This is a genomic window from Flagellimonas sp. 2504JD4-2, from assembly GCF_053642935.1.
Genome location: NZ_JBSIOV010000004.1, coordinates 131,620 through 157,645 on the forward strand (window position 1 = coordinate 131,620; position 26,026 = coordinate 157,645).

The 26,026-nt window shown below is 39.9% G+C and carries 26 protein-coding genes; 14 read left to right on the forward strand and 12 right to left on the reverse strand.

The features are described from left to right. Positions 1–64: 64 nt before the first annotated feature. The 6 genes from ACULLH_RS15895 (at position 65) to ACULLH_RS15920 (ending at position 5,271) form a co-directional block, all read left to right on the forward strand. Positions 65–2,026 carry an Ig-like domain-containing protein gene (locus tag ACULLH_RS15895; protein ID WP_454089936.1) on the forward strand — a complete coding sequence of 654 codons (1,962 nt, stop codon included), beginning with the start codon at positions 65–67 and terminating at the stop codon, positions 2,024–2,026. 31 nt (positions 2,027–2,057) lie between these two features. Next, positions 2,058–2,990, forward strand: a complete 933-nt coding sequence (locus ACULLH_RS15900) for a PorP/SprF family type IX secretion system membrane protein (RefSeq protein WP_454089740.1) — start codon at positions 2,058–2,060, stop codon at positions 2,988–2,990. A 72-nt stretch (positions 2,991–3,062) separates the two neighbouring features. Continuing rightward, on the forward strand, positions 3,063–3,593 hold the full coding sequence (idi, locus tag ACULLH_RS15905) for an isopentenyl-diphosphate Delta-isomerase (RefSeq protein WP_454089741.1): 531 nt from the start codon (positions 3,063–3,065) through the stop codon (positions 3,591–3,593). Further along, complete coding sequence (locus tag ACULLH_RS15910; RefSeq protein ID WP_454089742.1) at positions 3,590–3,997, forward strand: 6-pyruvoyl trahydropterin synthase family protein; 408 nt, start codon at positions 3,590–3,592, stop codon at positions 3,995–3,997. The genes idi and ACULLH_RS15910 overlap by 4 nt, the downstream gene beginning before the upstream one ends. Positions 3,998–4,004: 7 nt before the next feature. Then, complete coding sequence (locus tag ACULLH_RS15915; RefSeq protein ID WP_454089743.1) at positions 4,005–4,973, forward strand: type I phosphomannose isomerase catalytic subunit; 969 nt, start codon at positions 4,005–4,007, stop codon at positions 4,971–4,973. A 25-nt stretch (positions 4,974–4,998) separates the two neighbouring features. Then, the gene (locus ACULLH_RS15920) at positions 4,999–5,271 is read left to right on the forward strand and encodes a hypothetical protein (protein ID WP_454089744.1); all 273 of its coding nucleotides are present in this window, start codon (positions 4,999–5,001) and stop codon (positions 5,269–5,271) included. A gap of 6 nt (positions 5,272–5,277) precedes the next feature. Here ACULLH_RS15920 and ACULLH_RS15925 read toward each other — a convergent pair whose 3' ends face one another. The 5 genes from ACULLH_RS15925 to ACULLH_RS15945 form a co-directional block, all read right to left on the reverse strand. Continuing rightward, positions 5,278–5,970, reverse strand: a complete 693-nt coding sequence (locus tag ACULLH_RS15925) for a DUF4369 domain-containing protein (protein WP_454089745.1) — start codon at positions 5,968–5,970, stop codon at positions 5,278–5,280. Between the two features lie 107 nt (positions 5,971–6,077). Beyond that, positions 6,078–6,962 carry a tetratricopeptide repeat protein gene (locus ACULLH_RS15930; protein WP_454089746.1) on the reverse strand — a complete coding sequence of 295 codons (885 nt, stop codon included), beginning with the start codon at positions 6,960–6,962 and terminating at the stop codon, positions 6,078–6,080. A gap of 156 nt (positions 6,963–7,118) precedes the next feature. Continuing rightward, positions 7,119–8,381 carry a DUF819 family protein gene (locus ACULLH_RS15935; RefSeq protein WP_454089747.1) on the reverse strand — a complete coding sequence of 421 codons (1,263 nt, stop codon included), beginning with the start codon at positions 8,379–8,381 and terminating at the stop codon, positions 7,119–7,121. Positions 8,382–8,417: 36 nt separating this feature from the next. Next, positions 8,418–9,215 carry an HAD family hydrolase gene (locus tag ACULLH_RS15940; RefSeq protein WP_454089748.1) on the reverse strand — a complete coding sequence of 266 codons (798 nt, stop codon included), beginning with the start codon at positions 9,213–9,215 and terminating at the stop codon, positions 8,418–8,420. 1 nt (position 9,216) lies between these two features. Next, entirely contained in the window at positions 9,217–11,415 is a 2,199-nt protein-coding gene (locus tag ACULLH_RS15945; protein WP_454089749.1) for a DUF5916 domain-containing protein, read from the reverse strand. A 168-nt stretch (positions 11,416–11,583) separates the two neighbouring features. On the opposite strand from ACULLH_RS15945, the gene ACULLH_RS15950 reads away from it, so the two are divergent. After that, positions 11,584–12,351: a S1/P1 nuclease gene (locus tag ACULLH_RS15950; protein ID WP_454089750.1), complete on the forward strand. Its 768-nt coding sequence runs from the start codon at positions 11,584–11,586 to the stop codon at positions 12,349–12,351. On the opposite strand, the gene ACULLH_RS15955 is transcribed toward ACULLH_RS15950, so the two are convergent. After that, the gene (locus ACULLH_RS15955; RefSeq protein ID WP_454089751.1) at positions 12,352–12,948 is read right to left on the reverse strand and encodes an alpha-ketoglutarate-dependent dioxygenase AlkB family protein; all 597 of its coding nucleotides are present in this window, start codon (positions 12,946–12,948) and stop codon (positions 12,352–12,354) included. A gap of 1 nt (position 12,949) precedes the next feature. After that, positions 12,950–13,819, reverse strand: coding sequence for an AraC family transcriptional regulator (locus tag ACULLH_RS15960; protein WP_454089752.1), 870 nt, complete (start codon positions 13,817–13,819; stop codon positions 12,950–12,952). Between the two features lie 209 nt (positions 13,820–14,028). Here ACULLH_RS15960 and ACULLH_RS15965 point away from each other — a divergent pair, with 209 nt between their 5' ends. After that, positions 14,029–14,379 carry a hypothetical protein gene (locus ACULLH_RS15965; protein WP_454089753.1) on the forward strand — a complete coding sequence of 117 codons (351 nt, stop codon included), beginning with the start codon at positions 14,029–14,031 and terminating at the stop codon, positions 14,377–14,379. 55 nt (positions 14,380–14,434) lie between these two features. On the opposite strand, the gene ACULLH_RS15970 is transcribed toward ACULLH_RS15965, so the two are convergent. After that, positions 14,435–15,067 carry an MOSC domain-containing protein gene (locus ACULLH_RS15970; protein ID WP_454089754.1) on the reverse strand — a complete coding sequence of 211 codons (633 nt, stop codon included), beginning with the start codon at positions 15,065–15,067 and terminating at the stop codon, positions 14,435–14,437. A gap of 64 nt (positions 15,068–15,131) precedes the next feature. Continuing rightward, a complete protein-coding gene (locus ACULLH_RS15975; RefSeq protein ID WP_454089755.1) occupies positions 15,132–15,485 on the reverse strand; it encodes a DUF6249 domain-containing protein in 354 nt (117 codons plus the stop codon). Positions 15,486–15,617: 132 nt separating this feature from the next. Between ACULLH_RS15975 and ACULLH_RS15980 the strand changes: the two genes are divergently transcribed. Beyond that, the gene (locus ACULLH_RS15980; protein WP_454089756.1) at positions 15,618–16,196 is read left to right on the forward strand and encodes an RNA polymerase sigma factor; all 579 of its coding nucleotides are present in this window, start codon (positions 15,618–15,620) and stop codon (positions 16,194–16,196) included. Beyond that, on the forward strand, positions 16,189–16,590 hold the full coding sequence (locus ACULLH_RS15985; protein ID WP_454089757.1) for a hypothetical protein: 402 nt from the start codon (positions 16,189–16,191) through the stop codon (positions 16,588–16,590). Before ACULLH_RS15980 ends, ACULLH_RS15985 begins: the two co-directional genes overlap by 8 nt. Positions 16,591–16,651: 61 nt before the next feature. Here ACULLH_RS15985 and htpG read toward each other — a convergent pair whose 3' ends face one another. Then, the gene (gene htpG, locus ACULLH_RS15990; protein WP_454089758.1) at positions 16,652–18,538 is read right to left on the reverse strand and encodes a molecular chaperone HtpG; all 1,887 of its coding nucleotides are present in this window, start codon (positions 18,536–18,538) and stop codon (positions 16,652–16,654) included. Between the two features lie 504 nt (positions 18,539–19,042). Between htpG and ACULLH_RS15995 the strand changes: the two genes are divergently transcribed. Beyond that, positions 19,043–20,050 carry a 3-oxoacyl-ACP synthase III family protein gene (locus tag ACULLH_RS15995; RefSeq protein ID WP_454089759.1) on the forward strand — a complete coding sequence of 336 codons (1,008 nt, stop codon included), beginning with the start codon at positions 19,043–19,045 and terminating at the stop codon, positions 20,048–20,050. A 6-nt stretch (positions 20,051–20,056) separates the two neighbouring features. Continuing rightward, the gene (locus tag ACULLH_RS16000) at positions 20,057–20,593 is read left to right on the forward strand and encodes a pyridoxamine 5'-phosphate oxidase family protein (RefSeq protein ID WP_454089760.1); all 537 of its coding nucleotides are present in this window, start codon (positions 20,057–20,059) and stop codon (positions 20,591–20,593) included. A 101-nt stretch (positions 20,594–20,694) separates the two neighbouring features. Here ACULLH_RS16000 and ACULLH_RS16005 read toward each other — a convergent pair whose 3' ends face one another. After that, a complete protein-coding gene (locus tag ACULLH_RS16005) occupies positions 20,695–23,148 on the reverse strand; it encodes a TonB-dependent receptor domain-containing protein (RefSeq protein ID WP_454089761.1) in 2,454 nt (817 codons plus the stop codon). Between the two features lie 330 nt (positions 23,149–23,478). On the opposite strand from ACULLH_RS16005, the gene ACULLH_RS16010 reads away from it, so the two are divergent. Then, the gene (locus ACULLH_RS16010; RefSeq protein WP_454089762.1) at positions 23,479–23,838 is read left to right on the forward strand and encodes a CoA-binding protein; all 360 of its coding nucleotides are present in this window, start codon (positions 23,479–23,481) and stop codon (positions 23,836–23,838) included. Here the strand turns inward: ACULLH_RS16010 and ACULLH_RS16015 are convergent. Beyond that, positions 23,822–25,303: a sodium:solute symporter gene (locus ACULLH_RS16015; RefSeq protein WP_454089763.1), complete on the reverse strand. Its 1,482-nt coding sequence runs from the start codon at positions 25,301–25,303 to the stop codon at positions 23,822–23,824. The genes ACULLH_RS16010 and ACULLH_RS16015 overlap by 17 nt on opposite strands. Before the next feature lie 76 nt (positions 25,304–25,379). Here ACULLH_RS16015 and recR point away from each other — a divergent pair, with 76 nt between their 5' ends. Next, positions 25,380–26,000: a recombination mediator RecR gene (gene recR / locus ACULLH_RS16020; RefSeq protein ID WP_454089764.1), complete on the forward strand. Its 621-nt coding sequence runs from the start codon at positions 25,380–25,382 to the stop codon at positions 25,998–26,000. Positions 26,001–26,026: the final 26 nt, after the last annotated feature.

Sequence of the window (26,026 nt, forward strand, 5' to 3'; positions counted from 1 at the left end):
GCCGTTGAAACCTAATATCTTACATAAATCTTTATTCCTTGGGCTGTTTACCCTCTTTATTGGGATGAACACCATAAATGCACAGTTCTTGCTACAAGCACCGACCGGTGGTGGTGAAAGCAATTACCAATGGTTTGAAGCATCCGACTTAAGTACGGTACTTGGCACAAATTCCTTTTACGAAGCCACCCAGCCAGGTGTTTACTTTGCAACCTACGATGGTACACTTTGTGGGTCCAATGCTACGGGCTATTTTATCTTGACAGATTGTAGAGCTCCCGACAACCAGGTAACCTTAGATATTTCTGCCAGTATTCCAACAGGGGCCGCAGTGAGCTGGAGTCCTACTTTGACAGGAGACCAGACCCAACCCACTGTAACCAGCACGGAAACTGTTTCCAGATATACCGCCACAATAACCAAAGCGGGGAATGCAAGTCAGCTTCCGCGATTTACGGTAGTTTGTATGACTGAGGCAGCAACACTTGTGGATGATCTTATAGCAGTGGATGAGGACAGCTCCGTTGTTGTTCCGATTTATGCCAATGATACTGACTTACCCAATGACGGCTCATTGACCACAACGAATCCGCCGAACGGAACGGTTACCATCAACAATAATGGTACGGCAAATGACCCCTCAGATGATATTGTGACTTATACTCCGGATCCAGATTATAATGGTACGGATACATTCGACTACACAGTTTGTACTTCAACCGGAGCATGCAGCACTGCGACAGTTACCGTAGATGTGATTCCAATTGTGGATGCATTGGATGATTCAGTGGCTACAGATCAAGATGTAGCTGTCGATATTGATATCCTGGCCAATGACAACGATCTTCCAACAAGTGGTACTTTGACCACTACAACTCCATCCAATGGAACTCTGTCCATTAACGATGGCGGAACTCCTGGTAATCCATCAGATGATTTCGTTACATACACGCCAAATGCTGGCTATTTAGGTCCCGACAGTTTTGATTATACCATCTGTGACACAAGTGGAAACTGTAGCACCGCTACCGTTACCATACTTGTCAATGTTCCAAGTATAAACTTGGATGCTGATAACGATGGGATTATTGACAGTTTCGAAGATTTGAATGCAGATAATGACAATGATCCGACTACCAATCCTACCGATACGGATGGTGATGGTATCCCTGATTATTTAGACATAGATAGCGATAATGATGGTATTCCAGATAACGTTGAAGCTCAACCAACATCCACCTATGTAGCTCCGAGCTTGATGGATGTGGATGACAATGGATTGGATGACGCTTACGAAAACGGAGGAAATGTTGGATTGATTCCTGTTGATACAGACGGCGACGGTATCCCAGACTATGTCGACACCGATAGTGATGATGATAATGTGCCAGATAGTATTGAAGGCCATGATTTAAATCAAGATGGAATCGCTGATGTAACCATTATTGGTTCGGATAAAGATAATGATGGACTTGATGATGCCTATGAAGGTAGCACTGTTATCGATATTGATGTAAATGATGAGATCGATAACCCTAGCGCCAATTTAATGGACACAGATAGCGATGGTGTACCAGATTATAGGGATTCTGACGATGATGATGACGGAATTGAAACCATCGATGAAGACATAGACCTTGATGGCAACTACGCCAATGACGATGCCGATGGGGACGGAATACCAAACTACTTAGATCCAGACCTTGGACCAACACAGGTTGATCCAATTGATGTAATAAACGTAATAACGCCAAACGGTGACGGCATACACGATGTCCTTACCATCAGAAATTTAGAAGATTATCCAAACAACACAGTAAAAATTTATAACAGATGGGGTGTGCTGGTCTATATGACCAAGGCATACAACACCAACGGAAATGTCTTTGATGGCACTTCCGAAGGAAGAGTAACCGTAGACAAGGATAATAAACTTCCTGTGGGTACGTATTTCTATATCATAGATTACGAGGATCCAACGGGAAGCATGAAACAGCTTTCAGGTTACTTATACATTAACAGATAAAAAAGAACCGTGTACTGTGGAAAGAAAGGATATGGCAAAGAAAATTAGATTACTGATCACGATATTGGTATTTGGCTTTGGAATCATGGTCCAAGCACAGCAAGATGCCCAATATACCCAGTATATGTACAATACCGTGAGTGTCAATCCCGGTTATGCGGGATCTCGAGGACATTTAAGTATTGCAGGATTATATCGAAACCAATGGTTGGGATTGGATGGTGCCCCGGAGACACAGACACTTAATGTGCATTCACCAATAGGATACCGTGGAGTTGGATTGGGAATTTCAGTAGTCAATGATAAAATTGGACCAACCTCGGAAACTTATTTTGATGTTGATTTTTCATATACAATACATACTTCCGTGGATGCAAAGCTTAGCTTTGGGTTAAAAGGAAGTGCCCATATGTTGGATATTAGGTATTCGGAACTGGATGAATTTGATGTAGATCCTCAACTGCAGGCCCAGCAAGATGTCCAAAACAAGTTTTCCCCTAATATTGGAGCTGGAATATACTATCATACAGAACGATTTTACACCGGACTTTCAGTACCCAGGTTGCTAGAGACCACCCACTTTGATGAAGCTTCAATTTCAGAGGCAAAAGAGCAGATGAATTGGTATTTCATTACGGGGTATGTATGGGATTTGAATCCCTTTTTGAAATTTAAACCTACACTTTTGACCAAAATGGTTCAAGGTGCTCCGTTGCAAGCCGATATCTCGGCCAATTTTATGCTCAATGAAAAATTTATCGGTGGAATTGCTTATCGATGGGATGCTGCATTCAGTGGCCTTGTCGGATTTAGGTTATCTGATGAAATGTTCATAGGTGTTGCCTATGATCGCGAAATAACCGATTTAGGCGCCGCAACCTTTAACGATGGATCTTTTGAGATTATATTGCGATATGATTTCCTAAAGAATGTCGGCAACCTGAAATCCCCACGATTCTTTTAAGAATACGCAAGTTTAAGAACATTTTAGCCCTCACATCCCCATAATTCCTGACAAACGTCATATTTTTACTCTATGAAAGAGGAAAATGTGATTTTGGTCAATGAAGCCGATGAACCTATCGGCTTAATGCCCAAAATGGAAGCCCATGAAAAAGCTGTTTTACATCGGGCTTTTTCGGTTTTTGTAATGAACCAAAAGGGACAGACCATGTTACAACAAAGAGCGAAGGACAAGTATCATTCCCCTTTGTTGTGGACCAATACCTGCTGCAGTCATCAGAGGGAAGGGGAGAGCAATATTGAAGCTGGAAAAAGACGTTTACAAGAGGAAATGGGTTTTCAAACTGAGCTTCAGGAACTTTTTTCTTTTATCTACAAAGCTCCTTTTGATAATGGCCTCACCGAGCACGAGCTGGATCATGTGATGATGGGAAATTATGAAGATTCCCCAACTATCAACACAGATGAGGTAGAAGCCTGGAAATGGATGTATCCATCGGAAATTAAGGAGGACATAGCCAAAAATCCTGAACAGTATACAGCTTGGTTCAAAATTATTTTCGAGCGTTTTTATGATCACCTAACCAAAAGCATGGCAAAATGAAGGTGAAAGTCAGTAGAAAAGCAAGCTTCAATGCGGCCCATCGACTTTATCGAAAAGATTGGGACCATGAAAAAAACAACGAAGTTTTTGGAAAGTGTAGTTATCCAAATTACCATGGTCATAATTATGACCTAATTGTAAGTGTCGAAGGAGCAATTGACGAAGAGACCGGTTTTGTAATGGATTTGAAGGTGCTCAAGGATTTGATCAAAGAACATGTGGAGGAAGCATTGGATCATAAAAACCTGAATACCGATGTTCCAGATTTCAAGGATTTAAATCCAACCGCTGAAAACATCGCTGTTGTCATTTGGAACAAACTCAGGCCCCACATAAAGCAATCTAACAAATTAGAGGTGGTACTTTATGAAACCCCTCGTAACTTTGTAACCTATTCAGGCTAAAAATAAAATGACCCTATACCCATTAAAATTCAAACCCATCCTTAAAGAACGACTTTGGGGAGGAACAAAGCTCAAAGACGTACTCAAAAAGCCTATTGAAAGCGATATTACTGGTGAAAGCTGGGAACTTTCCGGAGTAAGTGGAGATATTTCAGAAGTCTCGGAAGGTGAACTGAAAGACATTTCGTTAAAAACCTTAATAGAGAAGGAAGGAGAAACTCTACTTGGGAAAAGTGTGGTTGATCGTTTTGGGAGTGAATTCCCCATCCTTATCAAGTTTATAGATGCCAAGCAAGACCTGTCCATTCAATTACACCCCAATGATAAGCTGGCCAAAGAAAGGCACAATTCATTCGGAAAGACAGAGATGTGGTACGTGATGGATGCGGATCCAGGAGCACAACTTATAGTTGGTTTCAATAAGGATGTTGAAAAAAGGGAATATGTGGAAAGTCTGGAAAATGACACCCTGCTTGACCTTTTGAACTACGAAGAAGTTGCCGAAGGCGACACCTTTTTCATCAACACAGGAAAAATTCATGCTATTGGCGCTGGGGTTTTGTTGGCGGAGATTCAACAAACTTCGGATATTACATACAGAGTTTTCGATTTCAACCGTAGGGACAAAGAGGGCAATTTGCGCGAACTACACACCCAACTTGCAATCGATGCCATCGATTATTCGAAAAAGGACGACTTTAAGGTAAAGTATTCCAATGAACCGGATCAGGTCAATACCATGGTCGATTGCCCGTACTTCAAAACCAATATTTTGGAACTTACAAGTGCATTGCGCCAAGATGTGGCCCAAAGAGATTCATTTACAATTTATATGTGTGTTGGTGGGGAAGCAGAGATCAAAAATGATTGGGGCAAGACCTTGATTAAAAAAGGACAAACTGCCTTGGTTGCTGCTTCGAGCACCTTTATTGAAATAAGTACCAATGGGGCAAAACTTTTAGAAGTAACCATTTAATATTACCTTTGAAAAAAATTACAGCATGGCAAGCATTCGTGACCTAAAGAAAGATGTCAATTTTGTTTTGGGGGATATTATTGAAGCCGTTTACCTATGGGAGGCCGGTTCCAACAATGTTGATTCCAAAGAAGGTACTGCTATCATAGACAAGGCTATCACGGTTTTTGATGATCTTATGGGTAAAATACACCAAAAGGACGTGGATAACCGTAAAGCCCATTTTAAGGATATTCGTGTTGAGCTTGAAGATAAAGCCACAAAACTAGTGGAAGAGCTGAACAAGCTTTCCAACTAAGCCTTTTTATTTCCCTAAATATGTTTTAAGCGCTTTTCCATATTTGGAAGAAGCTACATCTGCGGATAAGGTTCCATAAATCGAATCCAAATACTTCGGATTTGCATCATTGGCCTGTGTCAACAATATATAAGGGGTTACATAGGAGTCACTATTATTCAAACCAAAATTGAGAATGTACCGATATCGTGCAATGATATTTCGGTCAACCAATTTTTGTATTGAATCCAACGAAATGGCTTCTTCCTCGTCTTCAGAAGGCTGGGCCAGTTGTAAAAGCTCTAATTCTTTGATATTGAAATTGGTAATCATTGCATTGAATTCCTCAAATTTTTCATGGCTTTCAGAACCATATATTTCAGGATCGATATCAAAGGTATTCCATGAGGTGTTTATGGTAATATCGCCAGCTTCCCCGAAGAAGATAATGCGATCGTTAACGTCGTTGTTGTCCTGCTTTTTTAGGTATAGATAAAATATCTCGGGACCTGCCACTTCTTGGGAAAAAGCAAAGGTGCCATCTCCTTCAATTTCCAATGAATCCAAGACCATCAATGTGGAGTCCTTAAAATGTTGTAAGTACAAAGAACCTTTTTTAAGCCCTTTGATGTTACCTGAAACCGTCATGGTATTATCAGTCTTGGAATCACACGAAGCTAGAGACACACAAAGACCTAATAGAAATAAAATCCTCTTCATTCTTAAAATTTAGCGAGGCAAATATCAAAATATTTATCGAATTAGTTCAAATCTATTCCAAAGGAATGCAACAATTATTCTACAGGTTTGATAACGACCTACAAGATTTACTGATATACAATGCTGGAATTTGGATAATCTGGCAACAAAGCCAAATTCTCTTTAATGAAGTGAAGGTCCGCTTCCATATTCAGATTGTTTTTCAAGCTTTTTAGAGCTTTTTGTTGTTCTCCAAGTTTGAGATAGACAAGTATCAATTGGAGTTGTGCATCTGAAAAATCGGGTTGCCTTTGGAGTGCTAAATGTGCATAATGAAACGATTGGGCGTATAGTCTTTGGCTATGGAGCTCCTTGCTCATTTTGACATGGTTTAAAGCGGTTGGATTGGTTTTGGTTACCTCCTTCAAGATGTTCAATACCGTTTTTTTATCCTTGGCAATCTCCAAGTAGCTATGGGCTATCTCATCATGGGCATTGCTCCGAATAATTTCCAGGGCCAATTTTTGGAGTTGATTCCAGTTTTCGGTTCGGTGATACACCTCCATCAAGAGGTTTTCCGATTTCCCGAAAGCAGGTGAGATGGTAGCCGCTTTGACCAAATGTTCCTCGGCTTCGCGATACTTTCCTTCGGAAACCAGAAATAGGGCATAGCTATATAAGTTTTGTAAATTATTTGGTTCAAGTTTAACCGACATTTTCAGATGATGCTCAAGCGTTGCCGATGCTTGTCTAAGGTTTTGAATAGCCTCGAAATTCAATTGTAATTGTTTGTTATGCGGATTATTATGAACCATCTGCCATAGCAAATCCTCGATTTTAGCATATTCTGCCTGATTTATTAAGGAAAATTCATCAAGGGCTTCCCATGAGTTATCCACTTGATATTCAGAATTTGGGAATTGTAGGTAAGCTAAGCAGGCGATGACATAACCTGCTAGACAAAGAAAACTTATTGCCTTGCTTTTATTTGATATGAAATCGGAACCTTCCATGACTCAATATTGGAAGTTGCACAGTTGAGAATGAGATACTGCAACCTATCCTATTCAATCAAGGTAAAGGATGTCCTAAATTATACGGGTAAACGATTTATGTATGAAGGATATGGATTGATGAATCGATGAAAACCACTAAGATTTCCAGAAAATCTACATGGTCGAAGCCACTTCCATCAATAGCGCACATAAATATGCGCCAGCGGTACCTACTACGTACCCAAAGACCGCCAATAGAATTCCAACCGATGTCAAAGATGGATGGAACTCAGCTGCAACAACAGGTGCAGAAGCTGCCCCACCAACGTTCGCCTGACTTCCTACTGCAAGGAAGAAATAGGGAGCTTTTATAAGTTTGGCAACCAAGATGAGCAAACCTGCATGGATGGTGATCCAAATGAGTCCAATAGCAATTAAACCGGGGTTTTCCATTACACGGCCCAAATCCATTTTCATTCCAATGGTCGCAACAAGTATATAAATAAACATACCGCCTATTTTACTTGCGCCTGCACCTTCATAATTTTTGGCTTTTGTAAATGAAAGACCAATGCCAATCGCTGTTGCAAAGACAACCATCCAAAGGAATTTAGAACCTAAAGAGGAAAGTATTTTTTCCTTGTTCCGAACGACTTCAAAATTATTCTCCAAAAATTCCGCAAAATGATATCCCAAAAAATGGGCAATACCCATTCCGGCGAAAGCGAACAGGAGCATCATAATAAAATCGTGCAGGGTCGTTACCCGAGCAATTTTGGCGGTATATGTGGAAACTTTTTCCTTTAATTCTTCAATGGAAGATGTATCAGCCTTTAACCAATTATCAATCCTTTTGGTCTTTCCTATACCTAGCAAAAGTATGGCCATCCAAAGGTTGGCCACAACAATATCAATCAGGACCATACCCCCATATTTTTCTTGGTTAAATTGAAAAACTTCGAGCATCGCTGCTTGATTGGCTCCTCCGCCGATCCAGCTACCTGCAATGGTGGCAAGTCCACGCCAAACAGCATCAAAGCCATTTCCACCCACTGTTTCGGGTGAAAAAATGGATACAATCAAAATCGCCACTGGCCCCCCAATGATAATACCTGCGGTACCGGTCAAGAACATAATTAAGGCCTTTGAGCCAAGATTTGCGATGGCTTTTAAATCTATGCTAAGAGTCATCAAAATTAATGCGGCAGGTAATAAATATCTACTTGCCACATAATAGGTTTGGGACTTGGTTTCATCCACAATCCCAGTACTGGCGAGAATTGCAGGAAGCAAATAGCACATGAGCACGGTGGGTACAATGGCGTAAAACTTTTTCCAGAAACCCTTTTTGATGGAAGAGGTATAAAAAACAAAACCTAGGCAAAGACAAAGAAGACCGAAGATTATGGTGTCTTCAGTAAATGGTAGTTGGTCCATAGAATTTAAATAGCGGTAGTTTCAAATATAGGAAAATCAAAGATGGTCTTTGATAAATTGAGCCACTCCATGTTCTTTATTGCTCAGGGTAACCTGATTTGCAGTTTCTTTGGCCTCTTTTCTGCCATTGGCGACCGCAACCCCAAAGCCAACTTGCTGTAGCATTTCAACATCATTGTAATTATCACCAAAGGCGATTACCTCTTTTAAAGATTCATCCGGTCTTAAAATGGATTTTATGCCCGAAAGTTTGGAGGATGATCTTGGTGCGATTTCAATAAGCGTGTCATTCGACCGATAACAATTCATGGATGATGAAAAATCACGGTCCAATATTGGACTTAATTTGTCCATTTCCTCTTTGTCGGCCATGAGCATAAGTTTATGCGCACCTAAATTCCCTTTTTGCCACTTTTCCAGGGTAGTCTGCGTGTGCTCGAAAATAGGTCGGGCCTTGGTATTGAAGATTTCCTTTTCAACTCTTTCTGACGTCTCGGAAACAAACCAATCGTCGTGCCTGTAAAGTCCTAAACGGATATTTTGCGGCTCACAAATGGAATAGAGCTTTATGATGTTTTCCAAGGGAATGACTGTATTTGTCAATATTTCCCCTTTTTCGACAATCAATGCACCATTATAGGAGATTATGGGATGTTCTTCTATTCCCATTCGTTTTTGAAGATAGGTAATCGATTTGGGCATTCTGGCAGAAACCAAAATAATTCTGGTCTTGTCCTTTATTCGATTGATCTGTGAGATGGTAAACTCGGAAACATCATTTTTTGTGGACAGTAGTGTTCCGTCCAAATCCGAGCAAAGTACTTTAAAATTCATTCTAGATATTTAGCCAATAGGTAAGCTTCAAATTGATGGACCTATTTCTGGGCATAAAGGTATTCACAAAATAATTGTCGTTGTAAACCAAGAACAAATCTGAAAGTGGGGCAAAGCGCCATTGCAGACGAGAGTTAAAGCCCAAGTTATCACGCTGATTACTGTACTGAACCAAAGTTGACCAAAATATGGATTTGCTAAAGGTAATATCCAATCGAGGTGCAATTAGCAAAATGTCTGCTTGCGCGTGTGGGGCGGGTAATTCCAATCGGTCGTAGTTCAGATTCATGGACATATTGACTTTCGGTTGCATCCTTAGATTTAAAAATGCCTCCATGGAATATCGCGTACCGTTAAAGAAACCTCCAATCGAGGGTTCTATGCCGTACGAAAATACTTTTCTCCGATCCGATCTAAACTCCAGCTCAAAAGAATTGAAATAATATCCAGTATCTGCTGGTAAAGGCACCGCATCATCTTTTCCGGTAGGTTCAAATTCGTCGGTCAAAAAGATAAATTGATTGGTATAGGTCGCTTCCAACTCCGACAGGTTGTTGAATTCAGCACCCCACTCAACATTAATTCTGTGGTCGGTGTTCTGATAATCTAGATTTGGTCGCCAAGTAAAAATGGAAAATACTTCAAAACCATGATTGTTCACAGCACCTTGTTTTGGCCAAAAAGTTCGCCTAAAGTTGCTGGCAAGCTTAAAAATATCCGTTCTTGGAATAAAACCTAGATCCGAATTGAATTCTTCATCAATATAAACGGCATCCAAAAATGTACCGTAATTTCTAGCGTTGTAGGATAAAAACGCTCCTCCTGAAAAGTTGCCCTGGCTATCTCCTGGCTGGAATGATTTGTGCGCATAAGCTTTTCCCTGCCAAACATTATCTGACGAAGCCAAATTATAGTCCACCCCAACCACACGGTTGTATTCCTCACTTTCATCCAAAAAACCGGGATTATCAAAAGATTGTCTGTTGATAAAGAACATTCCGATGTTTGACCTTGAAAACACCTTTTGTTGAAGGGTGAACATCATGTTATTGTTGGAAGCGATTTCGTTAGCAGCATCTTCCTCCGTTTGAATGTTCAAAAAACCAAGCCTCAGGTTATTGTTGAGCTTTCCACTCAAACGAACACCTCCGATAATTCTGTTTTCAATGGTATTGTCGGCAGTATCCCTGGCGATACCAATACGCCTGGAAAAGAAGGGATTGGCATCCCTACGTCCGCCAAAATTTCCAAAGAGGTCGTTATTGTCAATAAAAAATTGTCGTCTTTCAGGAAGTGAAACCTCAAAACGGGTAAGGTTTGTAATGAAATTATCGACCTCGACCTGGGAAAAATCAGGGTTAACCGTAATATCCAGATTCATTCCATTACCTATGGCCACTTTGGCATCACCACCTACCTTAACATCGTTGGCAGAGATTTCGTTTTCAAAATCCCTTCCTGAAATCCCATTGACGTATGGAATTATGGCCAAGGGAGTTCTAGATTTTCCCAAGGGCTTTTCAAACACCATACCGCCCATAAAGGCAAGACTTACGATGAATTGGTTCTGTGGAATTCTGATCCAAGTACTACGTTCGTTGGTCTGCATATCGAACCTATAACTATTGAATCTCCATTTGGTTTCCCCTTCGCGAAATTTGAAGGAGGTCAATGGAATAGCCAATTCTGAAATATAATAGTTGTCGTGGATCTTGGATTCCCCCCGCCATTTTACATCCCAGGAGGTCACAAAACCACTGACATCGCTACCTCCTCCAGAGATTAGGGCCTCACGGCGCACACCAAGTGGGTTTATTCCAAATAGAAATGCATTGGTTCCATCGTTAAAGGTGTCAAAAAGCAAACTAATGTTATCGCTATTACCAGCTCTATAATCCCGTCGCAAGGAAGGGGTAAGATAATCACTGCCTTCGGCATCCTGTCGTATTCCGATGTACAAGGTGGTATCGTCGAAAAGCATCTTGATTTCTGTCTTTTGGGTCGCCAAAATGGAGTCAGAAGGGAAGTTCTGTTGAAAATCATGCGCACTTTCTGCCGTTTCCCAAACAGATTCATCCAGTACACCATCAACTGTGATAGGTTGGTCTATGTATTTGACTATGAACGACTTCTTAGGAGATTGGGCTAAAAGTAGAAAAGGAAATAGTGATGCAACGAGTACAAAACGGAGTTTCGGCATGGGTCAATTTGAGTTAGCTGCCCAAATTTAAGCTTAACGTTAGTTAAAAAAATCCCAAAAAATGCTAATAAATTCATCATTTTTTCGGCAAATATTTAGAATATAATTTGATGTAAATTTTATATCGTATTTGAGGTCAGTTTTCTACTTTTGAACAAATCCTGAATTATGAAAAAAACCCTTTTACTTTTTTTACTGATTCCGTTTTTGGTTTCAGCAAATTATTGGGGAAAAACGGGCCATAGAGTTACAGGTCATATAGCGGAAAACCATTTGACAGGAAAGGCCAAGCGTGCTTTAAAAGATTTGTTGGATGGACATAGCCTTGCGTTTGTATCCACCTTTGCGGATGAAATTAAGGCAGATAGGTCGTTTTCAAAGTTTTCCGCGTGGCACTATGTAAACTACCCTTTAGATGTTAGATATGAAGATTCAGAAAAGAGCAAGTGGGGAGATTTGATGGTGGGCATAGAAGAATGTATCCGCATAGTCAAGAATAAGAACAGCTCGAGGGCGGATAGGGTTTTTCATCTAAAAATGCTGGTTCACCTAATCGGGGATTTACATCAACCCTTGCATGTGAGCAGGGCGGAGGACAAAGGTGGTAACGCAATACAGGTGCAATGGTTTGGAGAAGGAACAAATCTGCATAGGTTGTGGGACAAAAACCTAATATTGTCCTATGGAATGACATATACTGAACTTGCGAATGAATTGGACCAGGTTTCCCGAAAAGAACGCAGAGAGATTCAGGAAGGTACTATTTATGACTGGGCCCAGGAATCCCACGAAATTTGTGCGGACCTTTACGAATCCGTCGAGGTTGGCGAAAAATTGGGCTACCAATACAGTTATAAATACAACAAGGTTCTTTTTAGTCAACTACAGAAAGGAGGATTGCGATTGGCAAAGGTATTGAACGACCTTTTCGCTTGATCATTTCAGTATCCGAAAGGTTAAATTGATGCGCTCTCCCATAGGTTTCGATGTCTTTGGAATCTGATGCTGCCAATAATGCTGTGTTGCACCCTTCATAAGTAATAAGCTGCCATTTTCGAGCAGTATTTTATGTTTCTGTGTTTTGTCCGCCTTGTTTCTCAAATGGAAAAAACGTTCGGCTCCCAAGGACACCGACGCAATAACTGGATTGGTTCCCAATTCCTTTTCATCGTCTGAATGCCAGCCGTTGCTGTCCTTTCCATCACGATAAAAATTGAGCAAGCAATTAGTAAAAGCAGTTTCTGAGGCCTTTTCAACCAACTTTTTGATTTGAATCAAGTCTGGCGTAAAAGCATGTGGGCACATAGTGATTCCAGAATATGAATAGGTTTTTGCATTGTCCCCGAATAGTGCAGTCAATCTTGGCTGGTCATAGACTTTACCGAAAACCTTGATTTTATCCTGTTGCCATGGAATTGAATCCTTAAGTACTTGAAAATGGTGCTGGGCCATTTCTGAAGAGAGAAAATCTGGAAAATAAGTGATGTCGCAATCGGGAAGATTTAGAACAATTTTTTCACTGAAGAGCCCCATCTTATTGTAGAACAGCTTTTAGTTGATTCCGGTATTCTGACGGATTTTGTCCGGTAAACGCTTTAAAAGATTTATTGAAGTGTGAAAAATTATTGAAACCACTCTCGTAACATACCTGGGTGATGCTCATCGGCTGTTCAGCCAACAACTTGGATGCATGTACCAATCGATATTCATTTACAAACTGGGTAAAGGTCTTATTGGTGATCTTTTTAAAATACCTACAAAAAGAGGGAATGGTCATACTTACCATATCTGAGATTTCAGCCAAACTGATTTCCTCTTTGAAATTGGCTTTTATATGGTTGAAAACAACATTTATCCGGTCATTGTCCTTTACCTCGGTTTCCATCGAAAAGCCCTCAGCATTCAATACATTGATATCGTCGGAGGTGGCCAATAAGTTGAGAATGTTCAAAATGGATAAGAGTCGTTGAAAATCGGTCTGATATTCCAATACTTCCATCTTTTCCCCAACTTTTGTTTTAGTATTTCCAAAAAAGGCGATTCCCCCCTTGGCCATATCAAATAGCTTTTGAATATTCTTCATTTCAGGGATTTTGAAAAAATCATTTCCCAGAAAATCAGCCTTCATATGAATCAGGGTCTCGCTTTTGTTTCCTGTAAGCTTGTCGGTAAAACCGCAGTGGGGCAAATTGGAGCCAATCAATATAAGATCTCCATCCCTAAAATAAGAGACATGGCTTCCTATCTGCCGCTTACCAGAGCCACCGTTGATATAAACGAGCTCCAGTTCTGGATGATAGTGCCAGCTTCGACCTTTATTTTCGCTACGTTCACTAAATTTCTGATAGGTGAACGAGTTGCCAAAATCGGGTGCTATCGCTTCGAAAGCGGGTTTTTGAACCATTTAAATCAATTTAGCATTCCTAAACAAAGTTAGGTACGCAATTTTCACTTCGTCTATACAAAATTACCAATAATCTATGGTATTTTAACCTTAATATTATTTTAACATACCATATCTGGTAATATTCCATATAAACTGGAAAAAATTGTAGTGTTTTTTGCTTGAAACCAGACATACTTTTGTCCTGTAATCTTAAAAAACGAAATGTTATGAAGTCAGTTTTTAATTATGTTACAGTAGCGGCACTTTTATTGGGAACAATAGGATATGCCAACGGACCTGCAAAAAGCGAGGTGGAAAGAAAGTTGATCAATGTTGAACTTGATCCTGTATTTGTGAAAAAAGGTGATAGAATTTTAGTGAACCTTTTGAACGTTTCACAGGGTAAAGTAGTTCTTAAAGTATATGATAGTCAGAACAGGTTGGTTTACAACGAGTCCATTAAAGGAGAGTTTGTTGTAGAAAAGGCCTTCAACTTTGAAAAAGCTTTCGAAGACGAGTATACCCTTGTTGTTACCGATGAGACCGGTACCTACAAAACAACAATGGAAGTAAAATAGTTGGTTTAGTTAATTAAATTGTTGATTCAATTAGGGCCCGATTCGGGCCCTTTTTTTATGCAAATCGTTTCAAGCGTTCTCTTTTATGCGGTGGGAGTGCTTCATTTGTGATAGCCTTTTCCACAATAGCCTTGTCTTTTGTTCTGGAGAACAGCAGCTGGTAAAACTGTTGGGTCGTAAGCGTGTTTGTTGATTCTTCAACCAATTCGAGAACATCACCGGCTTTCACCTGTCCTTCCTCCAAAACCTTGACATAGGTTCCGGGAAAGCCATGATTTATAAATTTTTTGAGGATATCCTGATCACTAAACCTGATTCCCAGTTTAAAGCAGGGTTCCCGAGGCTGTGTAATCTGCACAAGAGCTGTGCCCAATCTATAGATGCTTCCAATTCTCAGTGTACTTTCGTCCAATCCCTCAACAGTAAGATTTTCGCCAAACATGCCCCAATCCCAGTCCAAATTTGGATATTGTTCCTTCCAGTACGGGTATTGCTCGGCAGAAAAAAGGTAACAGGCCTTATAAATTCCTCCGTGTACTTTTCGGTCACTGATATTATCCTTGGAAACACTTTCTGTTTCCAGGGTAATTGGTTCATCGACAGGGTATTTAAAAATTCCTGTCGTTGTTTCCTCTCCGTTCCAAGTTATGGGAGTAGGTTGACCTAAGTTTGTTGAGATGACTTTCATAGCATAAAGCTAAAAAAAACCACCTTGAAAAAGGTGGCTCCCTAAAAAAGATTTTAAGTGTCTTTTAGTCTTTCTTCTCCAATCGCTTTGTCATATTAAAGCCTACTAGTAGACCAGCTCCGGCCATTAAGAAAATGGTTCCAGGGTAGGCGACTTCCTCATCTAGGTTAAAAGCGTTCACAAGCGCAGACGCAAGAAATATTGCAACTCCTACACTCATTAGCAACACAGCGAAGTTTATCAAGACAATTTTCCAGGTTGGAATATCGTATTGGCCCTTACCTTTAAAAAAGATACTTGCATCCACACCTTTTTCAATTAACGCAAGGCGTTCTTTGTTACGGGTTGAAAAATATAGATAGGTAATCGCAAAGATTACCAAGAAAAAGCTGATTGGAATTAATATTGCTTCTGCCATTTTGATTGTTTTTTAATTGATTAATAAACTCTTTGTAAGCTAAGACGACAGGTTTTACAGCTAGGTTACACTTGCAACATATTTTTTATTTTTAATGTAACCTCCAAAAGCCCATAGTCGTCTAACCTTAAAATGGATCACATCGCGAACCAACCGGATATAGCAGCTATCGTCAATGGTGATTCACAAGAGTTTTCAAAACTTGTGGATAGCTATAAGGATTTGGTATTTACAATTGCGTTGCGAATGCTGAAAAATAGGGAGGAAGCTGAGGAAGTTGCACAGGATTCCTTTATTAAGATATTCAAATCGCTAAAAAGCTTTCATGGCGATGCCAAATTATCCACATGGATCTATAGGATAACATACAATACATGTCTAGATAGAATAAAGAAATACAAAATTGACCAAAAATCAAGACCGATAGAGGAGGTGACTAGCTATCATGTAGCTGATATGGGCAACGCTCTTGATGAAATGATGCAACAGGAAAAATCTGAAATGATAAAAAAGTGTATTCAAAAACTACCTCCAACGGATGCAGCGATTCTTACGCTTTTTTATTTTGAGGAACAAAGCCTGATAGAATTGGCCAAAACTTTAAAATTAAGTGCCAATACGGCCAAAGTGAAATTATTTAGGGCCAGAAAGCGATTGGCCGTAATTTTGAAGGAACAATTGAAACCCGAAACGATTAAAAGTTATGAGTGAGGATAAAGATTTGGAAAAATTGATACACAAATTATTGGATGAAGCCCCATTGGACTCTCCTTCCGATAATTTCACGGAGATGGTCGTTGCAAAGGTTGAAGCGGTAAAAACCGCCAAATTGACGTTCAAACCGTTGATTACAAAAAGGGCCTTTTTGCTCTGGACCGTTGTTTTAGGAGGTCTGGCATTTTATCTGCTGACCTCGGATACGGCGTTCAATGCTGATATAGGAACATATTTGTCGACCTTTTCCGAAACAAATAGTTGGATTTCGGATAAATTGGGACAACTTCAACTCTCCAAAAAAATGATATATACAATAGGCTCATTTGGTGTGATGCTATATTTTCAAACCGTATTGCTCAAACGTTTCTTCAATCGGAGACCTATTTAAACTTTGATAAATAAAAAAAGCCGGTCAATTGACCGGCCTTTTTCAATATAAAACGTATGCTCTATTTTATCATTTCGTAGCTGCGTGCTATGAAATTGGTAAGTTCTTCTCCTTTGAGCAGTCCTTTCGACAAACGGGCTAAATCAAGTGATTGATTGATCAAACGTTCACGTTTTTTAGCTGTTTTTGTGTTCAAAATTTCACCTACCAACTCATGATTGGTGTTTACGATCAGGTTATACATTTCTGGCATATTGCCCATACCGAACATACCGCCTCCACCGGATTGTTGCATTTCCTTCATTCTTCGCATAAATTCCGGTTCCGTAATAATAAATGGGGATGCACTGCTGTCCATGGCCTCCATTTGAATGGTAAACCCTTTTTCCTTGATCACCTCTTCGATTTCACCTTTAAGTTTGTCCTTTTCCTCGTCGGATAACTTGGAAATGGCATCATCTTCTTTTTTGATAAGGTTGTCAACATGATCTGCATCCACTCTGGCAAAAGATAATTTTTCTTTAGAAGTCTCCAGTTTTTGCATCAAATGGGATACAATTGGTGAATCCAATAGCAACACTTCATATCCTTTGGCTTTGGCCGCTTCTATATAACTGTGTTGGGATTCTTTGTCTGACGCATAAAGCACTACCAGTTTATCATCTTTATCGGTCTGGGTGTCCTTTATTTGTTTTTCCAATTCCTCAAAAGTGTAGTATTTGCCATCAACCGATGGGTATAGCGCAAATTTGTCAGCTTTTTCAAAGAATTTCTCCTCTGAAAGCATACCATATTCGATCACCACTTTGATATCATTCCATTTTTGCTCAAAATCTTCACGGTTGTTTTTGAACAGTGAATTGAGTTTATCCGCTACTTTTCTGGTTATGTATGATGAAATCTTTTTTACGGCACCATCAGCCTGCAAATATGATCGCGAAACGTTCAAAGGAATGTCCGGTGAATCGATTACCCCTCGAAGCATTGTTAAAAACTCAGGAACAATACCTTCAACATTATCAGTAACAAATACTTGATTTTGGTAGAGTTGAATCCTATCCTTTTGAATATTGAGGTCATTGGTCAACTTTGGGAAATACAGAATACCTGTCAGATTGAAGGGATAATCCACGTTCAAATGGATATTGAACAAGGGTTCCTCAAACTGCATTGGGTACAGCTCCCTGTAAAATGCCTTATAATCCTCATCCTTAAGATCGGCAGGTTGCTTGGTCCATGCTGGTACTGGATTGTTGATGATATCATCCACTTCCTGGGTAGGTGCTGGATCTTCTTCCTTTGCCCCTTCAGGTTTTGGAAGTGTTTCTGTTTTGGTGCCAAACTTGATCGGAATTGGCATAAACTTGTTGTACTTGGTCAAGAGCTCCCTGATTTTGACATCTTCCAAAAACTCAATGGAGTCTTCAGCTATGTGCAGGATGATTTCAGTTCCTCTATCCTTTTTCTTGGCTTCTTTTAAGGTGAATTCCGGAGATCCATCACAAGACCAATGCACTGCAGCTTCGTCCTTAAAGCTCTTTGTGATTATTTCAACTTTGTCCGCAACCATAAATGCTGAATAGAACCCAAGCCCAAAATGACCTATGATTCCTGCATCTTTGCCAGCATCTTTATATTTGTCCAAGAACTCTTCAGCTCCAGAAAAAGCAACTTCGTTGATATACTTTTTAACCTCCTCTTCGGTCATTCCGATACCTTGGTCAATAATATGGATTTGCTTTTTATCCTTGTCTACTTTAACCTCGATAATTGGGCTGTCATACGCTACCTTGGCCTCACCGATTGAGGTAAGGTGCTTAAGTTTTAAGGTCGCATCAGTAGCATTGGATATAAGTTCACGTAAAAAGATTTCGTGATCGCTATATAGAAATTTTTTGATTAAGGGAAATATGTTCTCTACGGAAACATTGATTTTACCTGTCGCCATGGTTTACTAGTTTTCTTTTATTTTCTTCAGTAATGACAAAAAAAATACCAGAGTGCAGTATATGACAAACTGACATTTCAAGGGGTTTGTTGTCCTATTTTAAACTTTAACATTATTTTGTTTATTCAAATAACATATTAATTAAACAAAATTCATATATTTGAAGTGTTGTAAAAATTGCTATGAATTAGATTCATGCTACAACAAGTTTGTTTATTTATTGGTTAGGTTGTTGAAAACGCATTTTCGCCCGGAAATGCGTTTTCCATTTTTAATTATATAATGTTTATTAATAGAATAAAAATTATAAACAAAATAACTATTAAAACTAAATATTTTGAAACAATTCCTAGGTTCTTTAGAAATGGATGGACAAACATTTCCGGCAGAAACGCGGCAAGGAGTTGAACTATTTTTATGCTATATTCATACTTCCTTGGATATATTTTTTACTTTTCCATTGAATAGCCAAGGCTTTGTAAGTAATTACCTAAAGTATACAATATGTACAATTCAAAAATAACTGGTCTCGGGTTTTACGTACCTGAAAATGTGGTGACCAATGACGATTTGTCCAAAGTAATGGACACTAGTGATGAATGGATTCAGGAACGGACCGGGATAAAGGAAAGAAGGCATGTTGTTCAAGGAACGGATACCACCACCTCAATGGGTGTCAAAGCGGCTGAGATTGCCATTGATAGAGCTGGAATAGCTAAAGATGATATAGATTTTATCGTTTTTGCCACGCTTAGTCCAGATTATTACTTCCCAGGTCCGGGTGTATTGGTGCAGCGGGATTTGGGACTGAAAACCGTAGGGGCATTGGATGTACGAAACCAGTGTTCCGGATTTGTGTATGGTGTTTCCGTTGCCGATCAGTATATCAAAAGTGGGATGTACAAAAATGTTTTGGTCATCGGTTCGGAATTGCATTCCCACGGATTGGATATGACCACTAGGGGTAGGGGAGTTTCTGTCATTTTCGGTGATGGTGCTGGAGCTGCTGTACTCACTCGCGAAGAGGACACCTCAAAGGGAATTCTATCGTCCCATCTACATTCAGAAGGGCAACACGCAGAAGAACTTTCGTTGATTGCCCCTGGAATGGGAAAAAGATGGGTAACAGATATCATAAGTGACAAAGACCCTGAGGATACTTCTTACTTCCCATATATGAACGGCCAATTTGTGTTTAAAAATGCGGTGGTGCGATTCAGTGAAGTAATTATGGAAGGATTGCAGACCAATAATTTGGGACCTCAAGATATAGATATGCTTATTCCCCATCAGGCAAACTTGCGTATCTCCCAGTTTGTACAGAAGAAATTCGGCCTTTCCGATAATCAGGTATTCAATAATATCATGAATTATGGAAACACTACTGCCGCATCTATACCCATTGCATTGACAGAAGCCTGGGAATCGGGAAAAATCAAAGAAGGTGATGTTGTGGTGCTCGCAGCTTTCGGAAGTGGATTTACCTGGGGAAGTGTTATCATAAAATGGTAGTTTTTTATGGCAAGACAGCTTGATAAACTCAATCAGCCGCTTATCGATTTCATTCAGGAGCAAAAGGTGTTTTTTGTCGCCACTGCTATGGAAGAGGGGTCAATAAACCTATCTCCTAAAGGACTTGATTCTTTGCGTATTGTGGATGAAAACAGGGTAGTCTGGTTGAATTTGACCGGAAGTGGTAATGAGACCGCGGCTCATTTGGGCCATAATGATCGTATTACACTTATGTTTTGTGCTTTTGAAGGTGACCCAATGATTTTGAGGCTTTACGGAACGGCAAAGACCCATGTCTTCGAATCCACTTTTTGGAATGACCATATTGGTCTGTTCCCACCAATAAAGGGAGGTAGGCAATTGATTGACATCAACATTGAAATGGTTCAGATTTCTTGCGGAATGGGAGTGCCCATCATGGAATACAAGCGCCAACGTCAAGGATTGCTGGATTGGGCGGAAAAACAGGGTGATGACGGCTTAAAAAAGTATTGGAAAACCAGAAACAGTAAAAGTCTGGATGGCCATGAAATCGAAAGTTAACTTAAACGTAAAACCCCGATCCATTTGGATCGGGGTTTTTAATTGATAGACCTTGAAAGACTAACCAACCAACACTCTACTCAAGGAATATCAAATACGGTCTACAAGATTCCTCCACTGGATTGCTTGGTATTGTTATCTCTGCGTTTACGCTGTTTGGCTCTGTACTTACCGCCACCAAAGCGATAGTTCATACCTACGTAAACATTGTTGCTTTCCCAGTTGAACCCACCTTTCTGTAGATATGGGCGCTGGCCATCAAATCCAAATCGCATAGTATTGAAAATATCATTGTAGTTAAAACTCAATGTTCCTTTGCCCTGGGCAAAACTGTATCGTGCACCAAGATTCGCAAAGTACATTGGTCTTACTTCAAATTGGAGTGTTCTATTCTGCCCTCTGTAAAAACCGAAGGCTTGTAATGTGAGTTTTTTATTTATTTTGAAACTGTTGTTCATACGTAAATTCCACGCTGTGTTGTCGACCTCTACGTTCTCAACCGTAATATCGTCCTCAGTAGGATCTACAACATCCGGATCTAAACTCTCGGTAATTCCCCGCTGGGTCTGTGAATAAAAGTCAAAACTTCCGTTGATGCTCCACCATTTTATGGGCTTGTAGTTCGTAGATAGCTCAAAACCATAAGCCGAAGTATTGTCGAAATTATCGAAGGTCAAGATTAACTTGTTGAAGTCCAATCTATCCACATAAACTGCTCTGTTGATTTCATCGGAAATAGATCTGTAGAAGATACCTGAGGTAATACTTCCATTTTTGATTCTTCTTGTGTAATTCAGTTCATATGAATTGGTAAACTGGGGCTCCAAACTTGGATTTCCAAAGGAAGAAATCAAGGGTGTGGCCCACTCCCTAATGGGGTTTACCTGACCCAGACCTGGTCTATCTACCCGTTTGCTATAACTTACCTGCCATTGGTCCTTCTCATTTGGACTGTAGGTAAGGAAAGCAGAAGGGTATACTTGGGTGTATTTGTCGGTAAAAGCCCTAACGGTATTGGTATCCGCCTTGACTTCAACATCCTCGATGCGTACGCCGACCTGATATGACCACTTGTTTCTTTTCTGACTAAAAGTGGCGTATGCCGAATAGATATCCATATTGTAAACGAAGTCAGTACTAGGTGTTGGAATCAGATCCCCACCAGAGTTGAACGATAAACCGGTTGAGGAATAATCCACATCGGTTTCAAATGTTCTGGACTCCAGTCCAACTTCAATTTTGGAAATACTATCAAGTGGATTCACATAATCCAAATTGATGAAAGTTTGGTTACGCTCGGTATCCACAAAATCCATATAATCTGGAAACAACGATGCTCCTGAGGTTCTAAAGTTTGCATCCTGGCCACTTTCAAATTCGTTGTGGTCAACTTCGAGTTCTATATTGTGTCCTTCCTTTGCAAAATCCAATTTGTAGTTAAAATTGTATTGCCCGCTGGTGTTGTCACTTACATCGTTAAAGAATTGGGTGAGATTTCTTGCCAAATCGTCATTATAAGTTACTGCCGTGATGCCCTCTCCTTTACCATCAAAAATGTTCTGATTGGTGAAAACGGAAATGGTGTTTTTATCATTCAAATAGAAATCGACACCCACTTTGTACAAGTGTGATTTGTTGTTATTGAAAAAGTCAAACTCTTGAAGGGAGTTTTCATCCAGTCTTGTAATGGTACCGTCGTTAACGTATTTACCGATGTTATTACCATAATTACCGTAAAAATTGAATTTTCCGTTACGGTAATTCAAGTCGATTGAGGAATTGAATTTAGCTTCAATGCCTTTGGTAAGTCCAGTGGTAATACTACCGTTAAAGCCTATATTGGCATTTTTATGCAATACAATATTGATGATTCCACTCATACCTTCAGGATTGTACTTGGCCGAAGGATTGGTGATCAACTCAATGGATTTAATTGATGTTGAAGGAATTTGACGAAGCAATTGTGCCACGGGCACATTCGAAAGTTTTCCATCGACCATTACACGTACATTGGAGTTACCTCTCATGGTGATGTCCCCTGTTTGGGAATCGACGTTCAAAGAGGGGATATTGTTCATGATATCCGATGCCGTGGCTCCTGCCGTGGTCAAATCTTTTCCCACGTTGATTACTTTACGGTCTACACGTTGTTCTATGGTAGTTCGTTCGGCAACCACTTCGACCTCGTCGAGTTCGGCCGTTTCCTCCATCAATGTAATGGTGCCGACATTTACTTTACGATTTCTTTTGGTGATGACCAACTTTTGGGAATGGGTCTTGTAACCAATGAATTGAACTTCAAGAACAAATGATCCCTCGGGCAATTTTTTGATCTCAAAAGTACCTTCATCAGTGGTTATTCCCCCTGTAATGGTCTCTGTACCGTCTTCCGATTTTATTACGATGGCCGCATAGGCAACCGGTTGTTTTAAGTCATTGTCAATAACGATTCCCGAAATGGACCCAATTGGAGGTTCATTATCGTTCGTTATTGCCAAGATTGTTGAATGTGCGCCAAGTAAGAACAGCGCAAAAAGTAGAATTACTTTTTTCATGAGTTCGTTTTTTTTGATTGATTGACTGATGTTGTCTACAAGACGACGATATTACGGAAATGTTACATCCCGAGTGTTGTTTAACATTTTTTAACAAGGACTGTCAAAACCTCCATATGTAAGATAGCTGTGAAAAGTCGTACAAAAAGTAAACCCTGACTTCCGATAACAACCGAAACGCCAGGGTTTTTACATTGATAAGCTATACTAAACACTAACCATTAACTATAAAAAATACAGACTTACCAATGATTAATTTATATGTACAATAGACGGTTTTTTTTTGGAATAGTTACAATCTTTGATTTAGTTTAACACATAAATTAACAAATGTTAAAGACACTTGTTTTTGGAGCATCATTAAATCCAGGTAGATACAGTAATCTGGCAATACACAGATTGGTTGAAAACCAAAAAGAAACTGTTGCGTTTGGGGTTCGCGAAGGAACTGTTTCTGGTGTGCAAATTACGAACAACCTTGCTGATTTTCAAAATATACACACCATTACTTTGTATTTGAACCCTAAGCGCCAAATAGAATACTACGATAAAATACTTGCTTTAAAACCCGAAAGAGTGATTTTTAACCCCGGAACAGAAAACCCTGAATTCGCCCAAATACTTTCAGAAGCGGGTATAAAGGTCGATAATGCTTGTACCTTGGTTTTGCTGGCTACTGGGCAGTACTAGGAGTATGATTTTTAGTTCGTATCAACCAAAGCCCCAAAAATGTCAATATCCCATTCAATGGCAACAGTTCATACCCCATTACATACCCTCCCAAATGTTCGGATGGAATATTGGCAATAGTCCAAATAATAAAAACGGAGAGCAGCCCCACTATCCACACATATTTGTCCTTTATATGGTGTTTGGTAAAAATTCCAAACGCAAAGAGGCCCAGAAGAGGTCCATAGGTATAGCCGGCAACGGTCAGTAGACTATCGATGACATTGCTGTTCAAAATGTATTTGAATGAAATAATGACCAAAATGAGCATTAAGCTCATGGCAATATGGGTTCGTTTTCTGGTTTTCTTTTGATTTTCCTCAGTTTGTTTTTCCACATTAAGAAAATCCACACAAAAAGAAGTCGTCAATGAGGTCAGGGCGCTATCAGCGCTGCTGTAGGCTGCCGCAATAAGCCCCAACATAAAGGTAACCGCGAGTGTTAGCCCAAGACCACTGTTAAGGGCAATCTCAGGAAACAATAGGTCAGATTTAGGTTTACCATCCATCAAAGGAATCTCAATGCCATTTCGATTGGCGAAAATGAACAATAAAGCTCCCAACAGCATAAAAAGAAAGGTTACGCCCACCAATACCAAACTGAAGGATACCATATTCTTTTGCGCATCTTTCAAGGTCTTGCAGGTAAGATTCTTTTGCATCATATCTTGGTCCAATCCGGTCATACAGATGGTTACGAACATCCCACCAACAAAGGACTTTATAAAATGATTCCGATCTAGAAAGCTATCGGTAAACAGGAATTTGTTGTATGTTTTTAATTCATCAGAAACCAAAAATTCACCAAAACTCCAATCAAGTTCCCTGTTTATAAATATGATGGACAGCACAACTGCCAAAATCATAAACAAGGTCTGCAATGTATCGGTCCAAACAATGGTTTTAATGCCCCCTCGGTTTGTATAGATCCAAATCAAGGCAATTGAAAGTGTAACGGTAAACTCAAAACGAATGCCCAGATCATCAAAAACAAACTGCTGCAATACAATGGCGACCAGATATAGTCTGAAAGCAGCGCCCAAAACCCTGGATACGAAGAAGAAAAAAGCCCCTGTTTTATGGCTTACCATCCCAAATCGATCCAACAAATACTCATATATAGAGGTAAGGTTGTATCTGTAATACAGCGGTAGGAGCACATAGGCCACAACAAAATAGCCAAATAGATAGCCAAGCACTACTTGCATGTACCCAAATTGGGAATCCTCTACCCAGCCGGGTACAGATATAAAGGTTACTCCTGAAAGTGAGGCCCCCACCATTCCGAACGCAACCAAATACCATGGTGATTGCTTTCCTGCCTTAAAAAAATCTGAATTGGAGTCATTTTTTCCCGTGAAGTAGGAAATGATCATCAACACCAAAAAATATGCGCCGATGAGCAAAAGAATCTGAGTGGCCGACATAGATTGTATTTGATTTGCAAAATACAAAAGTAAATCGGTAACTCTAAAATCGTAATTTTGCCAAACAATCGGAGGTATGGAGTTTTCATCGAAAATCTTGGAAAATGCAGTTTACGAAATGTCGCAGTTGCCGGGTATAGGCAAACGTACTGCCCTAAGGTTGGTGTTGCATTTGCTGAAACAACCAGAGGAACGTACGAATCTGCTTTCCGAAGCCCTCTTGAAATTGAGACATGAGATTAATTTCTGTAAGACCTGTTTCAATATTTCCGATACTGAAGTTTGCGAGATTTGTGCCAACACCAAACGCGATCGAAGCCTGGTCTGCGTGGTAGAGGATATTCGGGATGTTATGGCCATTGAAAACACTTCGCAATACAACGGGCTTTATCATGTACTGGGGGGTAAAATATCACCAATGGAAGGTGTAGGACCACAGGATTTGAATATTGTTTCACTGGTAAAAAGAGTTAAGGAAGAAGGTGTAAAAGAGCTTATTTTTGCATTAAGTTCTACCATGGAAGGGGATACCACCAATTTTTATATCTACAAACAGCTTGAAGGATTGGAAGTGGAAACTTCCACCATAGCAAGGGGAATTTCTGTTGGAGATGAATTGGAGTATGCCGATGAGGTGACCTTGGGTAGGAGCATATTGAACCGGGTCCCCTTTGAAAATTCAATTAAGGCCAGTTGAATTTGAACGAAATAATACATATAAAT

Bases quoted from the DNA above. Each gene is read 5' to 3' on its own strand.
- ACULLH_RS15895 (WP_454089936.1), top strand. From the start codon at position 65: ATGAACACCATAAATGCACAGTTCTTGCTACAAGCACCGACCGGTGGT.
- ACULLH_RS15900 (WP_454089740.1), top strand. From the start codon at position 2,058: ATGGCAAAGAAAATTAGATTACTGATCACGATATTGGTATTTGGCTTT.
- idi (WP_454089741.1), top strand. From the start codon at position 3,063: ATGAAAGAGGAAAATGTGATTTTGGTCAATGAAGCCGATGAACCTATC.
- ACULLH_RS15910 (WP_454089742.1), top strand. From the start codon at position 3,590: ATGAAGGTGAAAGTCAGTAGAAAAGCAAGCTTCAATGCGGCCCATCGA.
- ACULLH_RS15915 (WP_454089743.1), top strand. From the start codon at position 4,005: ATGACCCTATACCCATTAAAATTCAAACCCATCCTTAAAGAACGACTT.
- ACULLH_RS15920 (WP_454089744.1), top strand. From the start codon at position 4,999: ATGGCAAGCATTCGTGACCTAAAGAAAGATGTCAATTTTGTTTTGGGG.
- ACULLH_RS15925 (WP_454089745.1), bottom strand. From the start codon at position 5,970: ATGAAGAGGATTTTATTTCTATTAGGTCTTTGTGTGTCTCTAGCTTCG.
- ACULLH_RS15930 (WP_454089746.1), bottom strand. From the start codon at position 6,962: ATGGAAGGTTCCGATTTCATATCAAATAAAAGCAAGGCAATAAGTTTT.
- ACULLH_RS15935 (WP_454089747.1), bottom strand. From the start codon at position 8,381: ATGGACCAACTACCATTTACTGAAGACACCATAATCTTCGGTCTTCTT.
- ACULLH_RS15940 (WP_454089748.1), bottom strand. From the start codon at position 9,215: ATGAATTTTAAAGTACTTTGCTCGGATTTGGACGGAACACTACTGTCC.
- ACULLH_RS15945 (WP_454089749.1), bottom strand. From the start codon at position 11,415: ATGCCGAAACTCCGTTTTGTACTCGTTGCATCACTATTTCCTTTTCTA.
- ACULLH_RS15950 (WP_454089750.1), top strand. From the start codon at position 11,584: ATGAAAAAAACCCTTTTACTTTTTTTACTGATTCCGTTTTTGGTTTCA.
- ACULLH_RS15955 (WP_454089751.1), bottom strand. From the start codon at position 12,948: ATGGGGCTCTTCAGTGAAAAAATTGTTCTAAATCTTCCCGATTGCGAC.
- ACULLH_RS15960 (WP_454089752.1), bottom strand. From the start codon at position 13,819: ATGGTTCAAAAACCCGCTTTCGAAGCGATAGCACCCGATTTTGGCAAC.
- ACULLH_RS15965 (WP_454089753.1), top strand. From the start codon at position 14,029: ATGAAGTCAGTTTTTAATTATGTTACAGTAGCGGCACTTTTATTGGGA.
- ACULLH_RS15970 (WP_454089754.1), bottom strand. From the start codon at position 15,067: ATGAAAGTCATCTCAACAAACTTAGGTCAACCTACTCCCATAACTTGG.
- ACULLH_RS15975 (WP_454089755.1), bottom strand. From the start codon at position 15,485: ATGGCAGAAGCAATATTAATTCCAATCAGCTTTTTCTTGGTAATCTTT.
- ACULLH_RS15980 (WP_454089756.1), top strand. From the start codon at position 15,618: ATGGATCACATCGCGAACCAACCGGATATAGCAGCTATCGTCAATGGT.
- ACULLH_RS15985 (WP_454089757.1), top strand. From the start codon at position 16,189: ATGAGTGAGGATAAAGATTTGGAAAAATTGATACACAAATTATTGGAT.
- htpG (WP_454089758.1), bottom strand. From the start codon at position 18,538: ATGGCGACAGGTAAAATCAATGTTTCCGTAGAGAACATATTTCCCTTA.
- ACULLH_RS15995 (WP_454089759.1), top strand. From the start codon at position 19,043: ATGTACAATTCAAAAATAACTGGTCTCGGGTTTTACGTACCTGAAAAT.
- ACULLH_RS16000 (WP_454089760.1), top strand. From the start codon at position 20,057: ATGGCAAGACAGCTTGATAAACTCAATCAGCCGCTTATCGATTTCATT.
- ACULLH_RS16005 (WP_454089761.1), bottom strand. From the start codon at position 23,148: ATGAAAAAAGTAATTCTACTTTTTGCGCTGTTCTTACTTGGCGCACAT.
- ACULLH_RS16010 (WP_454089762.1), top strand. From the start codon at position 23,479: ATGTTAAAGACACTTGTTTTTGGAGCATCATTAAATCCAGGTAGATAC.
- ACULLH_RS16015 (WP_454089763.1), bottom strand. From the start codon at position 25,303: ATGTCGGCCACTCAGATTCTTTTGCTCATCGGCGCATATTTTTTGGTG.
- recR (WP_454089764.1), top strand. From the start codon at position 25,380: ATGGAGTTTTCATCGAAAATCTTGGAAAATGCAGTTTACGAAATGTCG.